Below are 15,917 nucleotides of genomic sequence, written 5' to 3'. Positions count from 1 at the left end.
GCTGTTCATGGATGACGCGCTGTTCGTGCCCAACCAGTCGCGCCCGACTGAGTGGAATCGCGGCGCCTATCTCGTGAACACCTTCGGCCACTGCGCCGAGTGTCATAGCCCGCGGAATCTTCTTGGTGGAATCAAGGTCGCGCAGCGTTTCGCCGGCGGCCCCGATCCGGAAGGCAAGGGCTGGGTACCGAACATCACGCAGAAGGGCGAACTTGCGGAGTGGAGTGAGAAGGATATCGACTATTTCCTCGAGACCGGGCAGACACCGGACGGCGACAATGCCGGCGGCGCGATGGCACGCGTGATCCGCAATACGTCCCAGCTCAGCTCCGACGACCGCGCGGCGATTGCAAAATACGTGAAGTCGCTGCCGCCGGTGGAGGGTCCGCCGCGTCCGAAGAAGAAGGAAGCGAAGGAGCAGTGAAGCGCACCGGCGCGACGAGCGTCTCGACCGGCTTGAACGTGCCGTCGCCCTGAATGACGGTCAGGAACACGCGGGCGGGCGCATCCTGCATCCGGGCTCCGAGCATGATCACATAGCCGCTGATGTCGAAGCCCCTCGCCTCGTTGATGATCCGCAACAGCTCGGCGCGGGTCGGGTTCGGGCCGGCCAATTCCAGCGCCGCGGCGGCGAGGCGGCCCGAGAGGTAGCCTTCCAGCGAGACGAAATCCGGCGTCAGCTCACGGTCGAGCGCCTTCTCTGCGGCCTGATAGTCCGCGACCACTTTGAGCGACGTATTCCACGGAAACGGCACGACCTGCGAGACGATGACCCCGTTGCCATCGGCGCCGAGCTCGCGGGCGAGCGCATTGGCGCCGACAAAAGAGATGTTGACGAAGGTGGGATCAAAGCCTTGCTTGTGAGCAAGTTTGATGAACTCGGCGCATGGCCCGTAGGTGCCGACCATGACCACGGCTTCCGGCTCCGCCCGTTTGATGACCCGGAGCGCTGCGGCAACGGCCCTGGTGTTGCGTTCGAACGTGCCCTCGGCTGTGAGCTCCAGGCCGCGCCTGGCAAGCGCGCGCTTGACGCCGGCCAGTCCATCGCGGCCGAAGGCGTCGTCCTGATAAAAAATTGCGACGCTCTTGAGGTTCAGATCCTCGGTCAGATGCTTGATCCAGGCCTCCGCTTCGGCGCTGTAGCTGGCGCGGATATTGACGACATTGCGCAGCTCCGGCGCGCGCAAAAATTCCGCGCCGGTGAACGGCCCGATGAACGGCACGTTCAACGCGCTCGCGATCGGCACCGTCGCGATCGAGGTCGGCGTGCCCACTGCGCCGATCAGGGCAAAGACCCGGTCTTCCTCGATCAGCTTCTTGGTCTGGGCCACCGAGCGATCGGGGTCGTAGCCGTCGTCGCGGCTGACGAGGCTCAGCTTGCGGCCATAGATGCCGCCTCGCGTATTGATCTCCGCAAACGCGGCCAAAATGCCCTGCCGCATGCCTTTTCCCAGCGCGGACGAGGGCCCCTCGAGCGCGGCTGCCTGGCCGAACAGGATCGTATCCGCGCCGACGCCGACCTCGTTGGCCTGGGCGCAAAACGATAGGGCAAAGAAGATCGACAATCCGGCGACAATCGCAATCCGCAACTGGCGCATGAGCGGTTTCTGGCGTGATGAGGGTGGCACCGCCGGGCAGGATAGTTCAACGGCATGAAGAGCTTGCTAACGGATTGCGGAGCATGCCCGGTAAAAATCCGGTCCTTGCGCGGCGGATCGTTAACTACTGTGCCTCGCCGGCGGCCGATCGAACGCGATGTTCGCGAGTTCTTAACCCAAATCCCTATCCGATACTCTCGACGGAGGGGCCGCATGGGGGCCCGTTTGGCGAGCAGCGGCAGAAGGCTGGGATGAGCGATCGCCGTGACGACATGGCCGAGCGCAAGCGGTCCTCCGCATCGCGGACAGGGCTGTACCGGCCTGCGCTGTTTGCGCTCGGTATCGGGATCCTGCTCTCGCTGACTGCGGGATATGCGGTCGGCCAGTGGGAGAACCGCGTCACCAGGGTCGAGTTCGAAAGCGTCGCCGAGACCCAGGCCATCGTGATGCAGAACGGCATCAACGAATACATCAGCCGGCTGGTTGCGCTGCGCACGCTGTTCGAATCCGCCAACGAGGAGATCACCCGTAGCGAGTTCGAAACCTTCAGCGGCCGGCTGTTCGAACGGCATCCCGGAATCCTCCGGGTGGCCTGGATGCCGCGGATCAACCGCAAGGAGCGCGCCGAGTACGAGGCCGCCGCGATCGCCGACGGCGTTTCGGGTTACCGGATCAAGGCTCTTAATGCCGCGGATCGCAGCATCACCACGGCTCCGCAAAAGGACGAGTACCTGCCGGTGTTCTTTTCCACCGAGCCGAAGACCTCGATGTCCTACGGGCTCGACTATTCGACCGATCCCGAGCGCAGGGCGACACTGGTGCGGGCGCGGGACGCCGACGTGATTGCCGCGCTGCGCGGGCAGCTCTACGAGCCGAGAAATGATGGCAAGCGCCCAACCGGGGTGCTGCTGTTCGTTCCGGTTTTCGCCAAGGGCACCTCGCGCGACACCATTGCCGACCGGCGGCGCAATCTGACCGGCTACATCGTCGGCATCTTCGATCTGCCGACGCTGTTGCAGGCGATCCGCAGGACGGCGGCGGCCAGCCCCGCCTTGGCCATGAATGTCTATCCGCCTGACGCCGGCGACGTCACCCGGCCGGAGAACCGCGCGCTGCCCGATTTCGCGTCCGAACGCCAGACCCCATCATCGGACGTGACCTCGTCGGGCCTTGCGCACTGGTCGGTGATGCTGCGGATCGGCGATACCGACTGGCCCGTGCTGGCAGCTCCCGCGGCCGGGGGACGTCTCATCGCTCGTCATGATCGGTCCCTCGCCGTACTGGTGGCCGGCTTCGTGGGGACGATCTTCCTTGCCGTCTATCTCGCTTTGGCAAGCCGCAACGCGTTCCAGCTGTCGCTCGCGAACCAGCGGGTGCTGGAGCTTGCGCAGACCGACATCCTGACCGGGCTGCCCAACCGCGCCTTCTTCATCGAGCGCCTGCAGGAGATCACCTCGGGGGCCGAGGGCGACGCGGTCTTTGCCATCCTGATGCTCGACCTCGATCGCTTCAAGAACGTCAACGACTCGCTCGGTCACGCCGCCGGCGATGCGCTGCTCCAGCAGGTGGCGGAACGGCTCCGATCGGCGCTGCAGGGCGCCGACGTGCTTGCACGGCTCGGCGGCGATGAGTTCGCTATCATCCAGGTGGAATGCGACGATCAGCATGCCTCTTCGATCGATCTCGCCCAGAGGATCTCAAGGCTGATCGCCGAGCCCTTCCAGTTGCCTGGTCATCGCGTCGAGATCGGAACCTCGATCGGGATCGCGGTCGCGCCCGAGCATGGCAGCAGGCAGGAAGAGCTTCTGAAAAAGGCGGATCTCGCGCTGTACCGGTCGAAATCGGCGGGACGGAACTGCTACACGCTGTACGACGATGCGATGCGGGCGGAGCTCGAGGCGCGCAATACGCTCGAGGGCGATCTGCGGGACGCCGTCGCGCGCTGCCAGTTCGAAGTGCACTACCAGCCGTTCTATGACATTCAGAGCGGGCGGCGGCGCGGTCTGGAAGCGCTGGTGCGCTGGCGCCATCCGAAGCGCGGGCTGGTGCCGCCCGACCAGTTCATCCCGCTCGCCGAGGAGACCGGACTCATCGTGCCGCTTGGCGAATGGATCATCCGCCAGGCCTGCGACGACGCCACCACCTGGCCCGCGGATATCAAGCTCGCCGTCAACCTCTCGCCGGTCCAGTTCAAAGAGGCCGAGCTCTTCGACGTGATGCAGTCCGCGCTGGCGAAATCCGGATTGGCGCCGGAGCGGCTGGAGGTCGAGATCACCGAGTCGGTGCTGCTGGAGCAGGCGGCCGAAAATCTCGCCTTCATCGAAAGGCTCAAGAGCATCGGCATCTCGCTCGCACTCGACGATTTCGGCACCGGTTATTCATCGCTGAGCTATCTGACGACGTTTCCGTTCGACAAGATCAAGATCGACAAATCGTTCATCCGCAATCTGACGGAACGGCACGAGGGCTATGCGATCATCTCCTCGGTCGTGACCCTTGCACGCGGGCTCAACATGGCGGTCACCGCCGAGGGCGTCGAGACCCCCGAGCAGCTCGACATGCTGCGCTCGCTCGGCGTGAATTTCGCGCAAGGCTACCTGTTGGGCCGGCCGGCCGCCATCGGTCGCTCCCCGATCTACCGGATCCTCTATCCCGACGCGGCGTGAATCGCAGTCCGGTGCAACTTATTTGGTCGACCGCTCCGATTCATTCGTCATGCCCGCGCTTGTCGCGGGCATCCACGTCTTCGTCTGAACACGAAGAAAGACGTGGATGGCCGGGACAACAAGCCCGGCCACGACGACGGGAGGCGTTCCTAGCCACCGCCGAACGCCTTGAAGGTGATGATGGTGCGGGTATCCTGGATTCCCGGAATGATCTGCACCTTCTCGTTGATGAAGTGGCCGATGTCGGTCTCCTTGTCGACATAGAACTTGACCAGCAGGTCGTAGTCGCCCGCGGTGGAATAGATCTCCGAGGCAATCTCGGCCTCGGCGAGCGCGTTGGCCACCGTGTAGGACTGTCCGAGCTTGCACTTGATCTGGACGAAGAAGGGGACCATCGCGTCGTCTCCGAGGGATCTCTGTCGCACTTGTTGCGTTTTCCTCCCCCGCTTATAGCCGCTTCGGGCCACCTCGGCACCCGCTCACACGAAGAAAACGCGCCGCGCGACAGAAGGCCAAATTCGCGCTAGGACGACCCCATGACCACAACCGCCCCGCAAACGCCCGTCGCGCTGACAATTGCCGGCTCCGATTCCTCCGGAGGCGCCGGCATCCAGGCCGATCTCAAGACCTTTGCGGCGCTCGGCGTCTACGGCGCATCCGCGATCACGGCGCTGACCGCGCAGAACACGACTGGCCTGACCGCCATCCATGTCGTGCCACCGGCTGTCGTGCGCGCACAGATCGAAGTCGTGTTCGATGATCTCGACGTCAAGGCCGTCAAGATCGGCATGGTGGCCGGGCGCGCAACCGCGGAGGTGATCGCGGACGCATTGGCGCGCCGGCCACAGGCCAAGATCGTACTCGACCCCATCATGGTGGCGACATCAGGCGCCCGCCTGCTCGAACTGGACGCCGTGGACGCCTTGCGCGCTCGCCTGATCCCGCAGGCTGCGCTGCTCACGCCGAACCTGCCGGAAGCAGCGGCGCTGCTGGATGAACCGCTCGCAGGTTCGGCCGCCGCCATCGAGGCCCAGGGCCGGCGCCTTCTGGCGCTCGGCGCTCGCGCCGTGCTGATCAAGGGCGGCCACGGGCAGGGCAGCGAGAGCGTGGACTATCTGGTCGGCGAGAGCGGCAGCCTCGCGCTCGCGGCGCCGCGGATGATGACGCAAAACACCCATGGCACCGGATGTTCGCTGTCCTCGGCCATCGCCGCGGGACTTGCCAAAGGCGAGGCGCTGGAAGTCGCGGTCCGCAGCGCCAAGGCCTGGATCAGCGCGGCGATTGCAGCCGCCGACCGTTTTACCGTTGGGCACGGCCACGGCCCGATCCACCATTTTCACCGCTACTACTGACGACCCGCATCGCCATCGCGCCGGGAACGACGCACGCTGCTCCAGATTGATGTCCTAGGAAGCATTGGCGCGTGGAGGCGTCCTGCTCCGGATTGGCAGCATGCGGATTGCACAGATTGCTCCGTTGGCGGAAAGCGTGCCCCCAAAACTCTACGGGGGAACGGAACGGGTGGTCGCATGGCTCATCGATGAGCTGGTGCGGCTTGGACATGACGTCACGCTGTTCGCCAGCGGCGATTCACGCACGCGGGGCGAGCTGCACGCGGCCTGGCCTCGCGCCCTTCGGCTGGGCAAGCCGCGCGCCGATCCTTCGGCCGCGCTGACCGCGCTCCTGGAAGCGATGGCGCGGCGGGCCGGCGAATTCGACGTGATCCACGCCCATATCGACTGGCTGCATCTGCCCTTGCTCAGCCGGCTCGACGTGCCGTTCCTCACCACCCTGCACGGCCGGCTCGATCTACACGGTCTGCCGGACCTGGTCCGTGACTTTCCCGCCGCCCCCTTCGTTTCGATCTCCGACAGTCAGCGCCTGCCGCTGCGGGGTGCCAGATGGCTTGGCACCGTCTATCACGGCTTGCCGGCGGACATGTTTCGTCCAAGCGATGAGCCTGGCTCCTACCTGGCCTTTCTCGGACGGCTCACCGCCGACAAAGGTCCTGAACAGGCGATCCGCATTGCCCGCGCCGCGGCGATGCCGCTGCAGATCGCGGCGAAAATCCCGCGCGCGGACAGCGGCTACTTCAGGGAACGGCTGCAGCCGGAGATCGACGGCAAGCAGGTCCGGCTGGTCGGGGAAGTCGATGATGCGGGAAAGCAGGGCTTTCTCGCCGGCGCGGCGGCGCTGCTGTTTCCGATCGACTGGCCCGAACCGTTCGGGCTGGTCATGATCGAAGCGATGGCATGCGGCACACCGGTCATCGCCTATCGCTCGGGTTCAGTCCCTGAGGTCATCGACGATGGGGTGACGGGGTTCGTCGTCGAGAGCGAAGAGCAGGCGGTCTGCGCGATCAAACGCCTGCGCGAACTCGACCGCCGAAAGGTTCGCGAGCGTTTCGAGCAGCGCTTCTCCTCGGCGCGCATGGCCGAGGACTATGTTCGGCATTATCAGAGCGTCGCAGCGGCCAAGGCGTGATGCCCATCATTGCCGCGCCCCGATGGTGTCGGCCATGGTGGCCTGCCGCGCGCCGAGCGGCATTGGCGGCCCGGTGGTGGTGTCGCGCGCGGTCTGATGCTCCATCTCGGCGTCGAGCTCGGCGCCGATCAGGATCACGATCGCCGACAGCCAGATCCAGGTCATGAAGCCGATCACGGCACCGAGCGAGCCATAGGTGCGGTTGAAACTGCCGAAATTCTCAGCGTACCAGGAGAACAGGATGGAGAGTACCAGCCAGGCGAGCGCGGCGAAAGCGCTTCCCCAGGTGACCCAGCGCCATTGCGCCTGCTCGCGCGAGGGGCCATGGCGATAGATGATGGCAAGCGCGAGCATCAGCACCACGAACAGCGCAGGCCACCGTCCGACACGCAGCAGCGTTTCCGTGAACCCCGACAAGCCGAGGAATCCCAGCAGAGGCGGCAGTACCACCATGGCACCGAGCGCCACGACGATGAAAACGATGCCGCCGACGGTGAAGGCGAGCGATTGCGCGTTCAGGGTGACGAGACCGCGTTTTTCCGGTTCGGCATAGACGACGTTGAGTGTGCCGAACAGCGATTTCATCGCGGCATTGGCGCTCCACAGCGATATCGCAAGGCTGACGATGAAAGTCAGGCCGAGGGTGCTGCCGCGCTGCGCGACCAGACGGGCGAGCTGATCGTGAATGACCTCGATCGCGCCGCCCGGCAGCACGCCCGACATCTTGTCGAGGTCTGCGCTGAGTGTCGCCGGGTCGGCGAACAGCCCGTAGATCGCAACCAGCGCCGCGATCGCGGGGAACAGCGCGAGCAGGCTGTAGAACGTCACGCCTGCGGCGAGATCCATGATGCGATGCTCGGAGATATTGTGAAAGGCCCGCAGCAGAATGTCCTTCCAGCCGCGGGTGGGAATTTTTGCGGGCGCCTCCGCCAGGCGGCCACGGTCCTGCTCGCGAAGGGGAGAACTCTGCACGGCCGATGCTGTCGAGAAACGGCGCGGCCGAAAGCCGGCGGCAAATAAGGCCGCCGCAATTGCGGCAGCCCACAGCAACGAACCTTCAACGATGTCCCTTCGTTCAGAGCGGCGCATTTTCGGGAGACCAGGGCTGGCCTTTCGCTTCGTCGGGCCCTTTCGGCGCGAGCGTCGGCTCATCGGCGCTCGGCTCGGGCGAGCCCTCCTTGGCGTCGTCCTTCCAGTCGGCGGTTTTTTTACGCTCGCCGGTCGCCAGATGCGCAACGTCGGGGTGCGCGGACTCTTCCTGGGAGGTGTCGAACATTCCCTCCGAGGCCTGGTCAGCGCCTTGCTTTGCCCCTTGTTTGACCGCTTCGTTGGGGCCTTCTTTCAGGGCTTTTGCACCTTCCTTGGCGCCTTCTTTCACGGCCTCGACCTGCTGGGAGGCGAACTCCCGCATACCCTCCTTGGCGCGATCGCTGGTTTGCCCCATCAACCGGTTCTCCGCGTCCGTCGCCGGCAGCAGCGCCCCGATGATGGCGCCCATCGCGAGCCCCACACCGGCCAGGACCAGGGGCTGCTCGCGGCAGAAATCGACCAGCGCGCCGCCCGATTGCAGGGTGCGCTGGCCGGCGGCCTTGGTTGCCGCTGCCGTGCGCTGCAAGCTGTCGGTGATGGCGCCTGCACCGCCACGGATCGCATCCGCGGCTTGGCTCGCCGTCTGTCGCGCGGAATCCGCCGTGCCGCGGAGCGAATCCGCGGTCTGCGCCGCACCCTGCTGCACCGCGTCCGTCATGGCGCCGGCGGTCTCGCGGAGATGAGCCTGCGCTTCCGATGCGGTCTGCCCTACGCTCTCAACCGCACCCTCAACGGCCTCCCGTCCAACCCTGGACGCTCGGCCCGCCGCCTCGCTCATGTCGCTTGCCTCCGGGCCGCGACGCCCCAGCATGAGCCATGCCAGGCCCGTTCCGATCAGCGCAACGGGAAGCGGGTTGTTGACGGTCTGGTCGCGCAGATTCCTGGCGAACGCCACCGGCGCGCCGGCATTCATCCGGTCTGCCAGCTGGTCCAGCACATGTCCAGGCGTCATGCAGGCGCGCAGCTCGTCCAGTGTGCCTGCGATATCAGCGCGTGCCTGTTCGGTCTCTCGTTCAAGCTGCTCGACGTGGGTCATGGGACCTGCTCACTTTTTCCTTGGCCACAGCCGCATCGCGCTGCAGCTGGTGGACGGTCTTGTTGGGCATGATGTGTTCGAACCTGAGGCGGCTGATGCCAATGAGGAACAAAATGACGCCGATGATCAACACGAGGCCGCCAACGATCAGCGCCGACCATGTCGGTGCCAGGTCATAGCGGTCGCCCACCGCGGTCACGGCCGCTTGAAGCAGTATGACGAGCGAAGGGATCAGCAGCACGGCGCCGGCGATGATCAACCCCAGGCCGCGCCCGACAGTCGCCATGTTCTCGGACATTTCGGCGCGAGCAAGCTGCGCCTCCTTGCGAAACAGCGTGCTCACCTGCAGAAACAGGTCACTGATCATATCCGGCACGGAGCGCTGGGGACCTGGAATGGCCATGGCGTGTTCCTCTAACGTGAGCTGTCGGTGGAACTTTTGAAGAAGCGGGAGATCGCAAAACCCGCGAGCATGGCGCCGCCGAGCAATGTCAGCGGGTCCTTGCGTCCGAGCTCGTTGAAGCCGGCCATGAGGTCGCTCACGCCGCGCTCGCGCAGCGCCCCGGCGCCGCGCTCGAGCTGGGACGCTGCGGCGTGGACCAATTCGGCGGTCTCGGGCATCTCCTGGGCGAGGTGATCGGCCGCGCCGTGGACCGCTTTCGCCATCTGGTCGATCTGGTCCGCACCAGCCTGTTTTTGCTGCTGTGCGACTTGTTCCCACTCGGCGACAGGGTCTGCTGATTGCATATCGTTTCCTCCTCCGGCCTGCACGTGCTCCGTGCTTGTTGTTTTTTTACTCGCGAGACCAACAGGCATGAGGTGCGCGATGTTCCTACGCTGGCAAAAAATGCCGCAGCCATCCCCTTCTACCGCCCTGACTGCGACTGCGGACGCGGCGTGGGCTCAGGAGCCGGGGGCGCTCACCCGAGGCGCCGAAGATAGGCAATGCTCACGGCGATGCTGCGCAGTGGATCGGGCGCGACGTCCTGCTCGACGAAAAAATGCTCGACACCGCTTTGCAGCGCTGCCTCGATGATGTCGCCGAAATCCAGCGTGCCGTTGCCGATCTCGGTGAACGATCCGTCGGTCGCCATGTCCTTGAGGTGGACCAGGCGAAATCGCGACGGGTGCGCCCGCAGCAGCGGCGCGGGATCGGCCTTGCCCTTGGTAGCCCAGTACACATCGAGCTCGAACTTGAGAAAGCGTTCATCGGTGCGGCTGAGCAGCAGGTCATAGGGCCTGACGCCGGCGGCCAGATCGACGAACTCGAAGTCGTGATTGTGATAGGCAAGCACCAGGCCGGCGCGCGCGGCGCGCTCGCCGATCGCGTTCAGGTTGTCGCAGATCCGCTTCCAATCGTCCGCCGTTTGCCGCTCCGGCGGGTCGAGCCACGGGCAGACCACGAAGCCGGCCTCGAGCAACCGCGCGGTCTCGAACGATTGCTCGGGATTGCTCCGGAGGCTCGCGTAATCGGCGTGCAGTGATGGCGCGGCGAGATCGAGGTGGCGCAGCAGGTCGCGGGTCCGTGTCACGTTCTCGCCCATGATCCCCGCAAACTCCACCTCGCGGTAGCCGAGCAGGGCGATATTGCGGAGCGTCGCCTCGAAGTCGCGCTTCAACAGGTCACGGACCGTATAAAGTTGAAGCCCGATCTTGCGCAATTCCCGGCTCTGGGCCGCGGTTATTCCGAGCGCAGCACCAATGGCAACCGCCGACAAATCGCGCCTTGTCAGAACCATCAGGGGACTCGACGTGTTGCAACCCTGAGCGGCGAGTGTGGAACTTAGCATCATACGAACCGAAGACCAACCGGAAGAGAATGTTGCCATCGGGCCACAGGCGAAACTTCTTCGCGGGCATTGCGTTGTCTGAACCGGAGCCCATTCGCAATGAGGCGTGTGCATGCAGTTCCCTGCAACAAGTGAAATGGTGTTGGCCGCCGCGGCATTTTGCGCCGCGGTAACGGTGGAGATCGGCGTCTTTGTCCTGCTGGGCATGATCTAGCCGCTGGGTCGAGGTCTCGGAACTTCGACACCCGGGAACGAATCGCTAAGCCCGACTGTTTGTGGAAATGCGTTCGTTACCCCAAGAGAGGAGGAAACCAATGAAACGATATCTGCTCGCATTCGCCGCGTCGGCCGCGCTCGCCGCAGGCGCAGCGACGGCAGCAAAGGCTGTTGAATTCGATGTCGGTCCCGGCGGTGTTCGCGTCGGACCGGGCTATCACGACCGCTACTACAGCGATCGCGACTCCTATGCCTATGAACGCAGAGGGTGCCGGGTCGTGATCGATCACCGGACCAATCGCTACGGCGAAGACGTCACGGTCCGCAGGCGAATCTGCGATTGAGTTTGTGAGTTGTGATGAGCGATCAATGGGCGCCCGGCGGGCGCCCTTTTTTTGCCTTCGATTCCTGCGCGAGCGAGCAGGATCCGATCAACTGTCCAGCACCTTTCGCACGATTGCAGCCAGCTGGTCCGAAGCGATCGGCTTCTGGATCAGGTCGACGCCCGGATCCAGCCGTCCCTGGTGTACGATGGCGTTGCGGGAGTAGCCGGTCATGAAGATGATCTTCAGGGTAGGCTTCACGGCCCTGGCCTCCTCCGCGAGGCGGCGTCCGTTCATCCCCGGCATCACCACGTCGGTCAGCAGCAGCGCGACGGAAGCGCCTGATTGAAGCTGCTGCAGCGCCTGTTTCGCATCGCCGGCCTCCAGCACGTTGTAGCCCAGGTTGCCGAGCGTCTCGGCAACGTAGCGCCTGACCTCGGCATCGTCCTCGACGAGCAGAATGGACTCGCCGCTGTTCGCCCGCGGCGAGACCTGATCGCTTGTCCTGGGGGCAGGGGCATCGCCATAATAGCGGCGCAGGTAGATCTTGGCCGTGGTGCCGTGGCCGGTCTCGCTGTAGAGGTTGATGTGGCCGCCGGACTGTTTGACGAAACCGTAGACCTGGCTGAGACCGAGGCCGGTTCCCTGGCCGCTCGGCTTGGTGGTGTAGAACGGCTCGAACGCCCTTTCGAGCACCTCCCGGCTCATTCCGGCCCCGGTGTCTGACACCGAGATCAGGACGTACTGGCCGGGCTCGATCTCCCCATGGGTCCGGCAATAAGCGTCGTCCAGGTAGGTGTTGCTGGCTTCGATCGTGAGCTTGCCGCCGTTCGGCATGGCATCGCGCGCGTTGACGGCGAGATTGACCAGGGCCGATTCCAGCTCGGTCGCATCGACCTCGACCGGCCACACGCCGCCGCTGCCAACGACCTCGAGCGAGACGTGTTCCCCGAGCGCCCGGCGCAGGAACTCGGCAAGCCCGTTCAGGAGATTGTTGACGTCGATCGGCGCTGGGCTCAGCGGCTGCTGGCGCGAGAAAGCGAGCAGCCGCTTCGTCAGCATCGCGGCCCGTGTCGCCCCATGCATCGCGCGATCGAGCCGGCGCACCAGCTGCGCCTCTGCCCCGGCCATCTGCCGCTGCAGCGCTTCGAGATTTCCGATGATGATGGTGAGCAGATTGTTGAAGTCATGCGCGACGCCGCCCGTCAGATGTCCGATCGCCTCCAGCCGCTGCGATTGCCTGAGCGACTCCTCCGCCTTCGAACGGCGATCGATCTCGGCGTAGAGCGCCTGCGTCCGGCGCAGCACCAGCCACAAGGTGAGGAACAGGAACAGCGTCGCCGGAATGCCGAAGATGAGATGCGCGCCCATCGTCGAAAGCCATTCCCTTGTGAGCATCGCGGTCTCGATGCCGGCGGACAGATAGAGCGGCGTGTTCTCGAGCCGGCGTATCGCGTAACGGCGGCTGACCTGGTCGATCGGCGAAATCGAGGAATAGAAGCCGCCGCTGGGCGTGGCGCGTATCGTCCGCGCGAAACCCGTGGTCTCGCCCAGCTTGTCCGGGGCGCCAGCAGGAACGGCGGGAAAGCGCACCAGGAACGTGCCGTCCTCCCGGAGCAGGGCGTATTGAACGCCCTGGGTGTAGGCAAGCGATGCGAAGAACTGGAAGAAATTGCTGGGCAGGACCGACGCCTCGATCACGCCGACGACGTTGCCGTCCAGCACCAGCCGGCGGCTGACCGTGAAGAATGGTTCGGCATTCAGCACCGACGCGTAGACCTTGCCATAATAGGTTTGCGATGGTCCCGCGAGGTGCGCCTGGATGAAGTCGCGATCGGAAAAGCTCGTCTCCGGCGGCGGATGAGCCCAGGAGGAGACGAGCGGCCGTCCATCCGTGCCATAGACCCAGATCGACTGGACCGCGCGAATGGCCTTCGAGAGCCGTTCCAGCCTGACATGGAGTGTCGGCTCACTCTCGGCGATTTCTTCCGGTGACATGCCAGTCAGCAGGTCGGCGACTTGCGTCAGTGCCAGATTGACCAGTTCGAACGTCTTGAACGCCTCCTCTTGCTCGATGTCGAGCGAGCGCACCAGGCGCTCGCGCGCCGTGGTCTGCAGCCTCTCATAAGCGGTCCAGGAGGCGAACAGAAAAAGAGCGAGCGGCAGAACCAGCGATGCTGCCATCGCGGTCCGGATCAAGCGAACCGTCACCCGCCGGCCCTGCATTCCCGCTCTCCGACCAGCCATGTGCCTGCCCGCACGATAGGGGCGGACGACCGACGCAAACCAGGATAACCGGGACGGATTGCCTCAGCAATTGCCGACAAGAGCGGGCCCTGCGAATAACATGAAGCAGATATTACTAAACCGTAGCGCGTGTCCGCGCGCTCTGCCAGCAGCCGGAAATCGATCCTGCCGCGTATCGCATTCCGCCAATCCGCGGCATGATGGTCGGGTAATTGCAGCAGAGGGAGCCGGCCAGCTTGCCCAGATGAAGAGCTGACGGTCGCAGCGCAAGCGGCTTTCAGGCTGACGGCGCGGCCAGCTGCGTCGCGCCCGGATCGGCCATGGCCGGGCCCGCGGGCAGCGTGAGCAGCATCGTGCAAACGAGACCGGACGGTTCGAACGCGATCTCGGTGCCGCCGTCAAACTGCTCCAGTGCACGCGACAACAGCTGCAGGCCGAAGCCGCGACGCCTCGGCGCGGCGACACGCGGCCCGGCCCGCTCGCGCCATTCAAGGCTGAGAACGCTTCCCGACAGGGCGGAGCGCAGCGACACGCGGCCGCCAGGCACCGAGAGCGACCCGTATTTCGCCGCGTTGGTGGCGAGCTCGTGGATCAGCAATGCGACCATCAGGGCATGTTTGGGCGGCAGCAGAACGTTGGGTCCGTCGAACGAGAGGCGGCAGGCGTGGTATGGACCAAGCTCCGTCCCGGCGATGTCGCGGACATAGGCGCCGCGTCCGTGGGCGTTCTCGATCAGCTGGTCCGCTGCCGTGAGGGCGCCGAGGCGATCCAGAATGTCCTGGCGCAGTTGCGGCAGATCGCGCAGTTGCACGCTGATGATCGCCTGGATCGTCGCGATCTTGTTCTTCAGGCGATGCGCCAGTTCTTGCACCGCGAGCTGGCGCATCTGCTCCTCGTCCTCCAGCCGCCGCGCCAGGCGACGAAAATGGTCGACCGCGCCGACCATGATGAGCGACACGAAGGCGAAGGTGGCGAGGTTGACCGCATCGCCATGACGGATCAGAGCGAGACTGAAGACGGGCGGCAGGAAAGCCCACCACGCAACCAGCCCGCCGCTCACTGCGACGAGCAGTCCGGGACCGATGCCTCCGTACAGCGCCGCCAGCGCGATCGCCGGATAGTAGGCGATGAGCTGTGACGCCTGCGGTTCGAACCAGAGCAGCAGAGCCTCGAACAACGTCGCGGCGAACGCACAGACCAGGGCAAGGGCATAGGCCTGCAGCGAGCCGGGAGCGATGTGGCGGCGCAGGCTGGTCAAGCCCGCGTCGATCCGCGCGGCGAGATGTCCCGCGTGGAATCGTCGCACGGGGCGCTCCGCGAACTCTGCGGGCGGAAGGGCGGGACTGTCTCGCCAGGCGTCCCGGCTTTCCGCGACTGGACCATGATCGTGATCATGGTCGGAGGCAGCGGCAGGTACATTCATCATGCAAAACCAAACTTGAAACATTACTGGGCGCGAGCGAGTTTAGGTCGGATGCGGACGGCGCCGTGTATCAAATGAGACGCAAGTCGCAGTTTTTCGAGAGCGTTCATGGACAACGCGCACGAAGTTCTCATTCGCAGTTTGAAGGAGCATTCACGCCTCGCAGACGAGGATGTCGCCGAGGTCTGCTCGTTGGCGTGGATGGCCAGGAATTACGAGCCGAACGAGGATTTCATTCGCCAGGGCGACGTTCCGGAGTTCGCCGCGCTGGTCGTCAGTGGGATGGTCGGGCGCTACCACCTGCTGCAAACCGGCGGCAGACAATTTCTTTCCTTCCACATGTCCGGCGATTTGCCCGATGCGCAGGGTCTTTTCATCGAAAGAATGGACCATGGCCTGTGCGCCATCGGTCCGGCCTCGGTCGCCTTCATTCCCCACAAGGAGATCTTGAAGGCGTTCGAGCGCCGGCCATCCCTGGGCATTGCCATCTGGCGGGAGACCCTGCTGGATGCCGCAATCTTTCGGGAAGCCATCACCAACAACAGCGCCCGGCCGATGCGCGCGCGCATGGCGCACCTGTTTTGCGAGCTGTTCTGCCGCGCGCGGGTGTCCGGCCTCAACCATGGCAATACGTTGCAGGTGCCGATCAGCCTGGTTCAGCTCGGCGAGACGCTGGGCATGGCGATTGCGACCGTCAACAGGACGCTGCAGGAGCTGCGGGCCTCCGGTGCGATGGATTTTCGCGATGGCGAACTGACCGTGCTGAAATGGCGCGAATTGCAGGAGCTCGGGGATTTCAACCCCGACTATCTGCACACGAGGAAGCAGACTCCGCCGTGAAACCGGGGCATGAAAACATGCAACCGCGCGAACGCGCTGCGTTTGCTGCGGATCATGGTTGACGAAGATCCAAGGCGCGATGGGATTGAACCACCGGCTTTCAGGGTTAGCGCATCCGGCGGCGTGCGAAAGCGACGCCCAGCAGGAACGCGACCATCAGCGAGCCGAGCGGCGCCTCTCGGGTGATGTTGCTCAGGATGCCCAG

At 64.7% G+C, this 15,917-nt stretch carries 15 protein-coding genes; 6 read left to right on the top strand and 9 right to left on the bottom strand.

Annotated elements, in window-relative coordinates; translation table 11 throughout:
* On the top strand, positions 1-424 hold a 424-nt coding region (locus JOZ76_RS25455), incomplete at its 5' end, for a c-type cytochrome (RefSeq protein WP_291703325.1).
* On the opposite strand, the gene JOZ76_RS25450 is transcribed toward JOZ76_RS25455, so the two are convergent.
* On the bottom strand, positions 324-1,598 hold the full coding sequence (locus JOZ76_RS25450; protein ID WP_291703324.1) for an ABC transporter substrate-binding protein: 1,275 nt from the start codon (positions 1,596-1,598) through the stop codon (positions 324-326). The two genes, JOZ76_RS25455 and JOZ76_RS25450, sit on opposite strands and share 101 nt — an antisense overlap.
* Before the next feature lie 251 nt (positions 1,599-1,849).
* On the opposite strand from JOZ76_RS25450, the gene JOZ76_RS25445 reads away from it, so the two are divergent.
* Positions 1,850-4,264 carry a bifunctional diguanylate cyclase/phosphodiesterase gene (locus tag JOZ76_RS25445; RefSeq protein WP_291703322.1) on the top strand — a complete coding sequence of 805 codons (2,415 nt, stop codon included), beginning with the start codon at positions 1,850-1,852 and terminating at the stop codon, positions 4,262-4,264.
* A gap of 149 nt (positions 4,265-4,413) precedes the next feature.
* On the opposite strand, the gene JOZ76_RS25440 is transcribed toward JOZ76_RS25445, so the two are convergent.
* Positions 4,414-4,659 carry an Lrp/AsnC ligand binding domain-containing protein gene (locus JOZ76_RS25440; protein WP_291703320.1) on the bottom strand — a complete coding sequence of 82 codons (246 nt, stop codon included), beginning with the start codon at positions 4,657-4,659 and terminating at the stop codon, positions 4,414-4,416.
* A gap of 141 nt (positions 4,660-4,800) precedes the next feature.
* Here JOZ76_RS25440 and thiD point away from each other — a divergent pair, with 141 nt between their 5' ends.
* Both thiD and JOZ76_RS25430 read left to right on the top strand, forming a co-directional pair.
* A complete protein-coding gene (gene thiD / locus JOZ76_RS25435) occupies positions 4,801-5,616 on the top strand; it encodes a bifunctional hydroxymethylpyrimidine kinase/phosphomethylpyrimidine kinase (RefSeq protein ID WP_291703318.1) in 816 nt (271 codons plus the stop codon).
* A gap of 100 nt (positions 5,617-5,716) precedes the next feature.
* Entirely contained in the window at positions 5,717-6,748 is a 1,032-nt protein-coding gene (locus tag JOZ76_RS25430) for a glycosyltransferase family 4 protein (RefSeq protein WP_291703316.1), read from the top strand.
* Positions 6,749-6,754: 6 nt separating this feature from the next.
* On the opposite strand, the gene JOZ76_RS25425 is transcribed toward JOZ76_RS25430, so the two are convergent.
* The 5 genes from JOZ76_RS25425 to JOZ76_RS25405 form a co-directional block, all read right to left on the bottom strand.
* Positions 6,755-7,837: a YihY/virulence factor BrkB family protein gene (locus tag JOZ76_RS25425; RefSeq protein ID WP_441300090.1), complete on the bottom strand. Its 1,083-nt coding sequence runs from the start codon at positions 7,835-7,837 to the stop codon at positions 6,755-6,757.
* Positions 7,824-8,873: a DUF3618 domain-containing protein gene (locus tag JOZ76_RS25420; RefSeq protein WP_291703312.1), complete on the bottom strand. Its 1,050-nt coding sequence runs from the start codon at positions 8,871-8,873 to the stop codon at positions 7,824-7,826. Before JOZ76_RS25420 ends, JOZ76_RS25425 begins: the two co-directional genes overlap by 14 nt.
* The gene (locus JOZ76_RS25415; protein WP_291703310.1) at positions 8,851-9,276 is read right to left on the bottom strand and encodes a phage holin family protein; all 426 of its coding nucleotides are present in this window, start codon (positions 9,274-9,276) and stop codon (positions 8,851-8,853) included. Before JOZ76_RS25415 ends, JOZ76_RS25420 begins: the two co-directional genes overlap by 23 nt.
* An 11-nt stretch (positions 9,277-9,287) precedes the next feature.
* Positions 9,288-9,689: a hypothetical protein gene (locus JOZ76_RS25410; protein ID WP_291703308.1), complete on the bottom strand. Its 402-nt coding sequence runs from the start codon at positions 9,687-9,689 to the stop codon at positions 9,288-9,290.
* 104 nt (positions 9,690-9,793) lie between these two features.
* Positions 9,794-10,612 carry a sugar phosphate isomerase/epimerase family protein gene (locus tag JOZ76_RS25405; RefSeq protein WP_291703306.1) on the bottom strand — a complete coding sequence of 273 codons (819 nt, stop codon included), beginning with the start codon at positions 10,610-10,612 and terminating at the stop codon, positions 9,794-9,796.
* A gap of 365 nt (positions 10,613-10,977) precedes the next feature.
* On the opposite strand from JOZ76_RS25405, the gene JOZ76_RS25400 reads away from it, so the two are divergent.
* Positions 10,978-11,223 (top strand): hypothetical protein, encoded by a 246-nt coding sequence (locus JOZ76_RS25400; RefSeq protein ID WP_291703304.1) that lies wholly within the window; start codon positions 10,978-10,980, stop codon positions 11,221-11,223.
* A gap of 87 nt (positions 11,224-11,310) precedes the next feature.
* Here the strand turns inward: JOZ76_RS25400 and JOZ76_RS25395 are convergent, their stop codons facing one another.
* Together JOZ76_RS25395 and JOZ76_RS25390 are read right to left on the bottom strand one after the other, a co-directional pair.
* On the bottom strand, positions 11,311-13,428 hold the full coding sequence (locus JOZ76_RS25395; RefSeq protein ID WP_291703302.1) for a hybrid sensor histidine kinase/response regulator: 2,118 nt from the start codon (positions 13,426-13,428) through the stop codon (positions 11,311-11,313).
* A gap of 298 nt (positions 13,429-13,726) precedes the next feature.
* The gene (locus JOZ76_RS25390) at positions 13,727-14,755 is read right to left on the bottom strand and encodes a sensor histidine kinase (protein WP_291703300.1); all 1,029 of its coding nucleotides are present in this window, start codon (positions 14,753-14,755) and stop codon (positions 13,727-13,729) included.
* 225 nt (positions 14,756-14,980) lie between these two features.
* Here JOZ76_RS25390 and JOZ76_RS25385 point away from each other — a divergent pair, with 225 nt between their 5' ends.
* Positions 14,981-15,712 (top strand): Crp/Fnr family transcriptional regulator, encoded by a 732-nt coding sequence (locus tag JOZ76_RS25385; RefSeq protein ID WP_291703299.1) that lies wholly within the window; start codon positions 14,981-14,983, stop codon positions 15,710-15,712.
* Positions 15,713-15,917: the final 205 nt, after the last annotated feature.

The organism is Bradyrhizobium sp., from assembly GCF_019244115.1.
Taxonomy (GTDB): domain Bacteria; phylum Pseudomonadota; class Alphaproteobacteria; order Rhizobiales; family Xanthobacteraceae; genus Bradyrhizobium.
The sequence above is the reverse complement of the archived record's forward strand: the minus strand, read 5'-3'. Positions and strand labels throughout refer to the sequence as shown.

Coding starts and splice junctions, on each gene's coding strand:
- JOZ76_RS25395 (WP_291703302.1), bottom strand. CDS start 13,428: ATGCAGGGCCGGCGGGTGACGGTTCGCTTGATCCGGACCGCGATGGCA.
- JOZ76_RS25415 (WP_291703310.1), bottom strand. CDS start 9,276: ATGGCCATTCCAGGTCCCCAGCGCTCCGTGCCGGATATGATCAGTGAC.
- thiD (WP_291703318.1), top strand. CDS start 4,801: ATGACCACAACCGCCCCGCAAACGCCCGTCGCGCTGACAATTGCCGGC.
- JOZ76_RS25440 (WP_291703320.1), bottom strand. CDS start 4,659: ATGGTCCCCTTCTTCGTCCAGATCAAGTGCAAGCTCGGACAGTCCTAC.
- JOZ76_RS25405 (WP_291703306.1), bottom strand. CDS start 10,612: ATGGTTCTGACAAGGCGCGATTTGTCGGCGGTTGCCATTGGTGCTGCG.
- JOZ76_RS25420 (WP_291703312.1), bottom strand. CDS start 8,873: ATGACCCACGTCGAGCAGCTTGAACGAGAGACCGAACAGGCACGCGCT.
- JOZ76_RS25450 (WP_291703324.1), bottom strand. CDS start 1,598: ATGCGCCAGTTGCGGATTGCGATTGTCGCCGGATTGTCGATCTTCTTT.
- JOZ76_RS25400 (WP_291703304.1), top strand. CDS start 10,978: ATGAAACGATATCTGCTCGCATTCGCCGCGTCGGCCGCGCTCGCCGCA.
- JOZ76_RS25410 (WP_291703308.1), bottom strand. CDS start 9,689: ATGCCTGTTGGTCTCGCGAGTAAAAAAACAACAAGCACGGAGCACGTG.
- JOZ76_RS25425 (WP_441300090.1), bottom strand. CDS start 7,837: ATGCGCCGCTCTGAACGAAGGGACATCGTTGAAGGTTCGTTGCTGTGG.
- JOZ76_RS25445 (WP_291703322.1), top strand. CDS start 1,850: ATGAGCGATCGCCGTGACGACATGGCCGAGCGCAAGCGGTCCTCCGCA.
- JOZ76_RS25385 (WP_291703299.1), top strand. CDS start 14,981: ATGGACAACGCGCACGAAGTTCTCATTCGCAGTTTGAAGGAGCATTCA.
- JOZ76_RS25430 (WP_291703316.1), top strand. CDS start 5,717: ATGCGGATTGCACAGATTGCTCCGTTGGCGGAAAGCGTGCCCCCAAAA.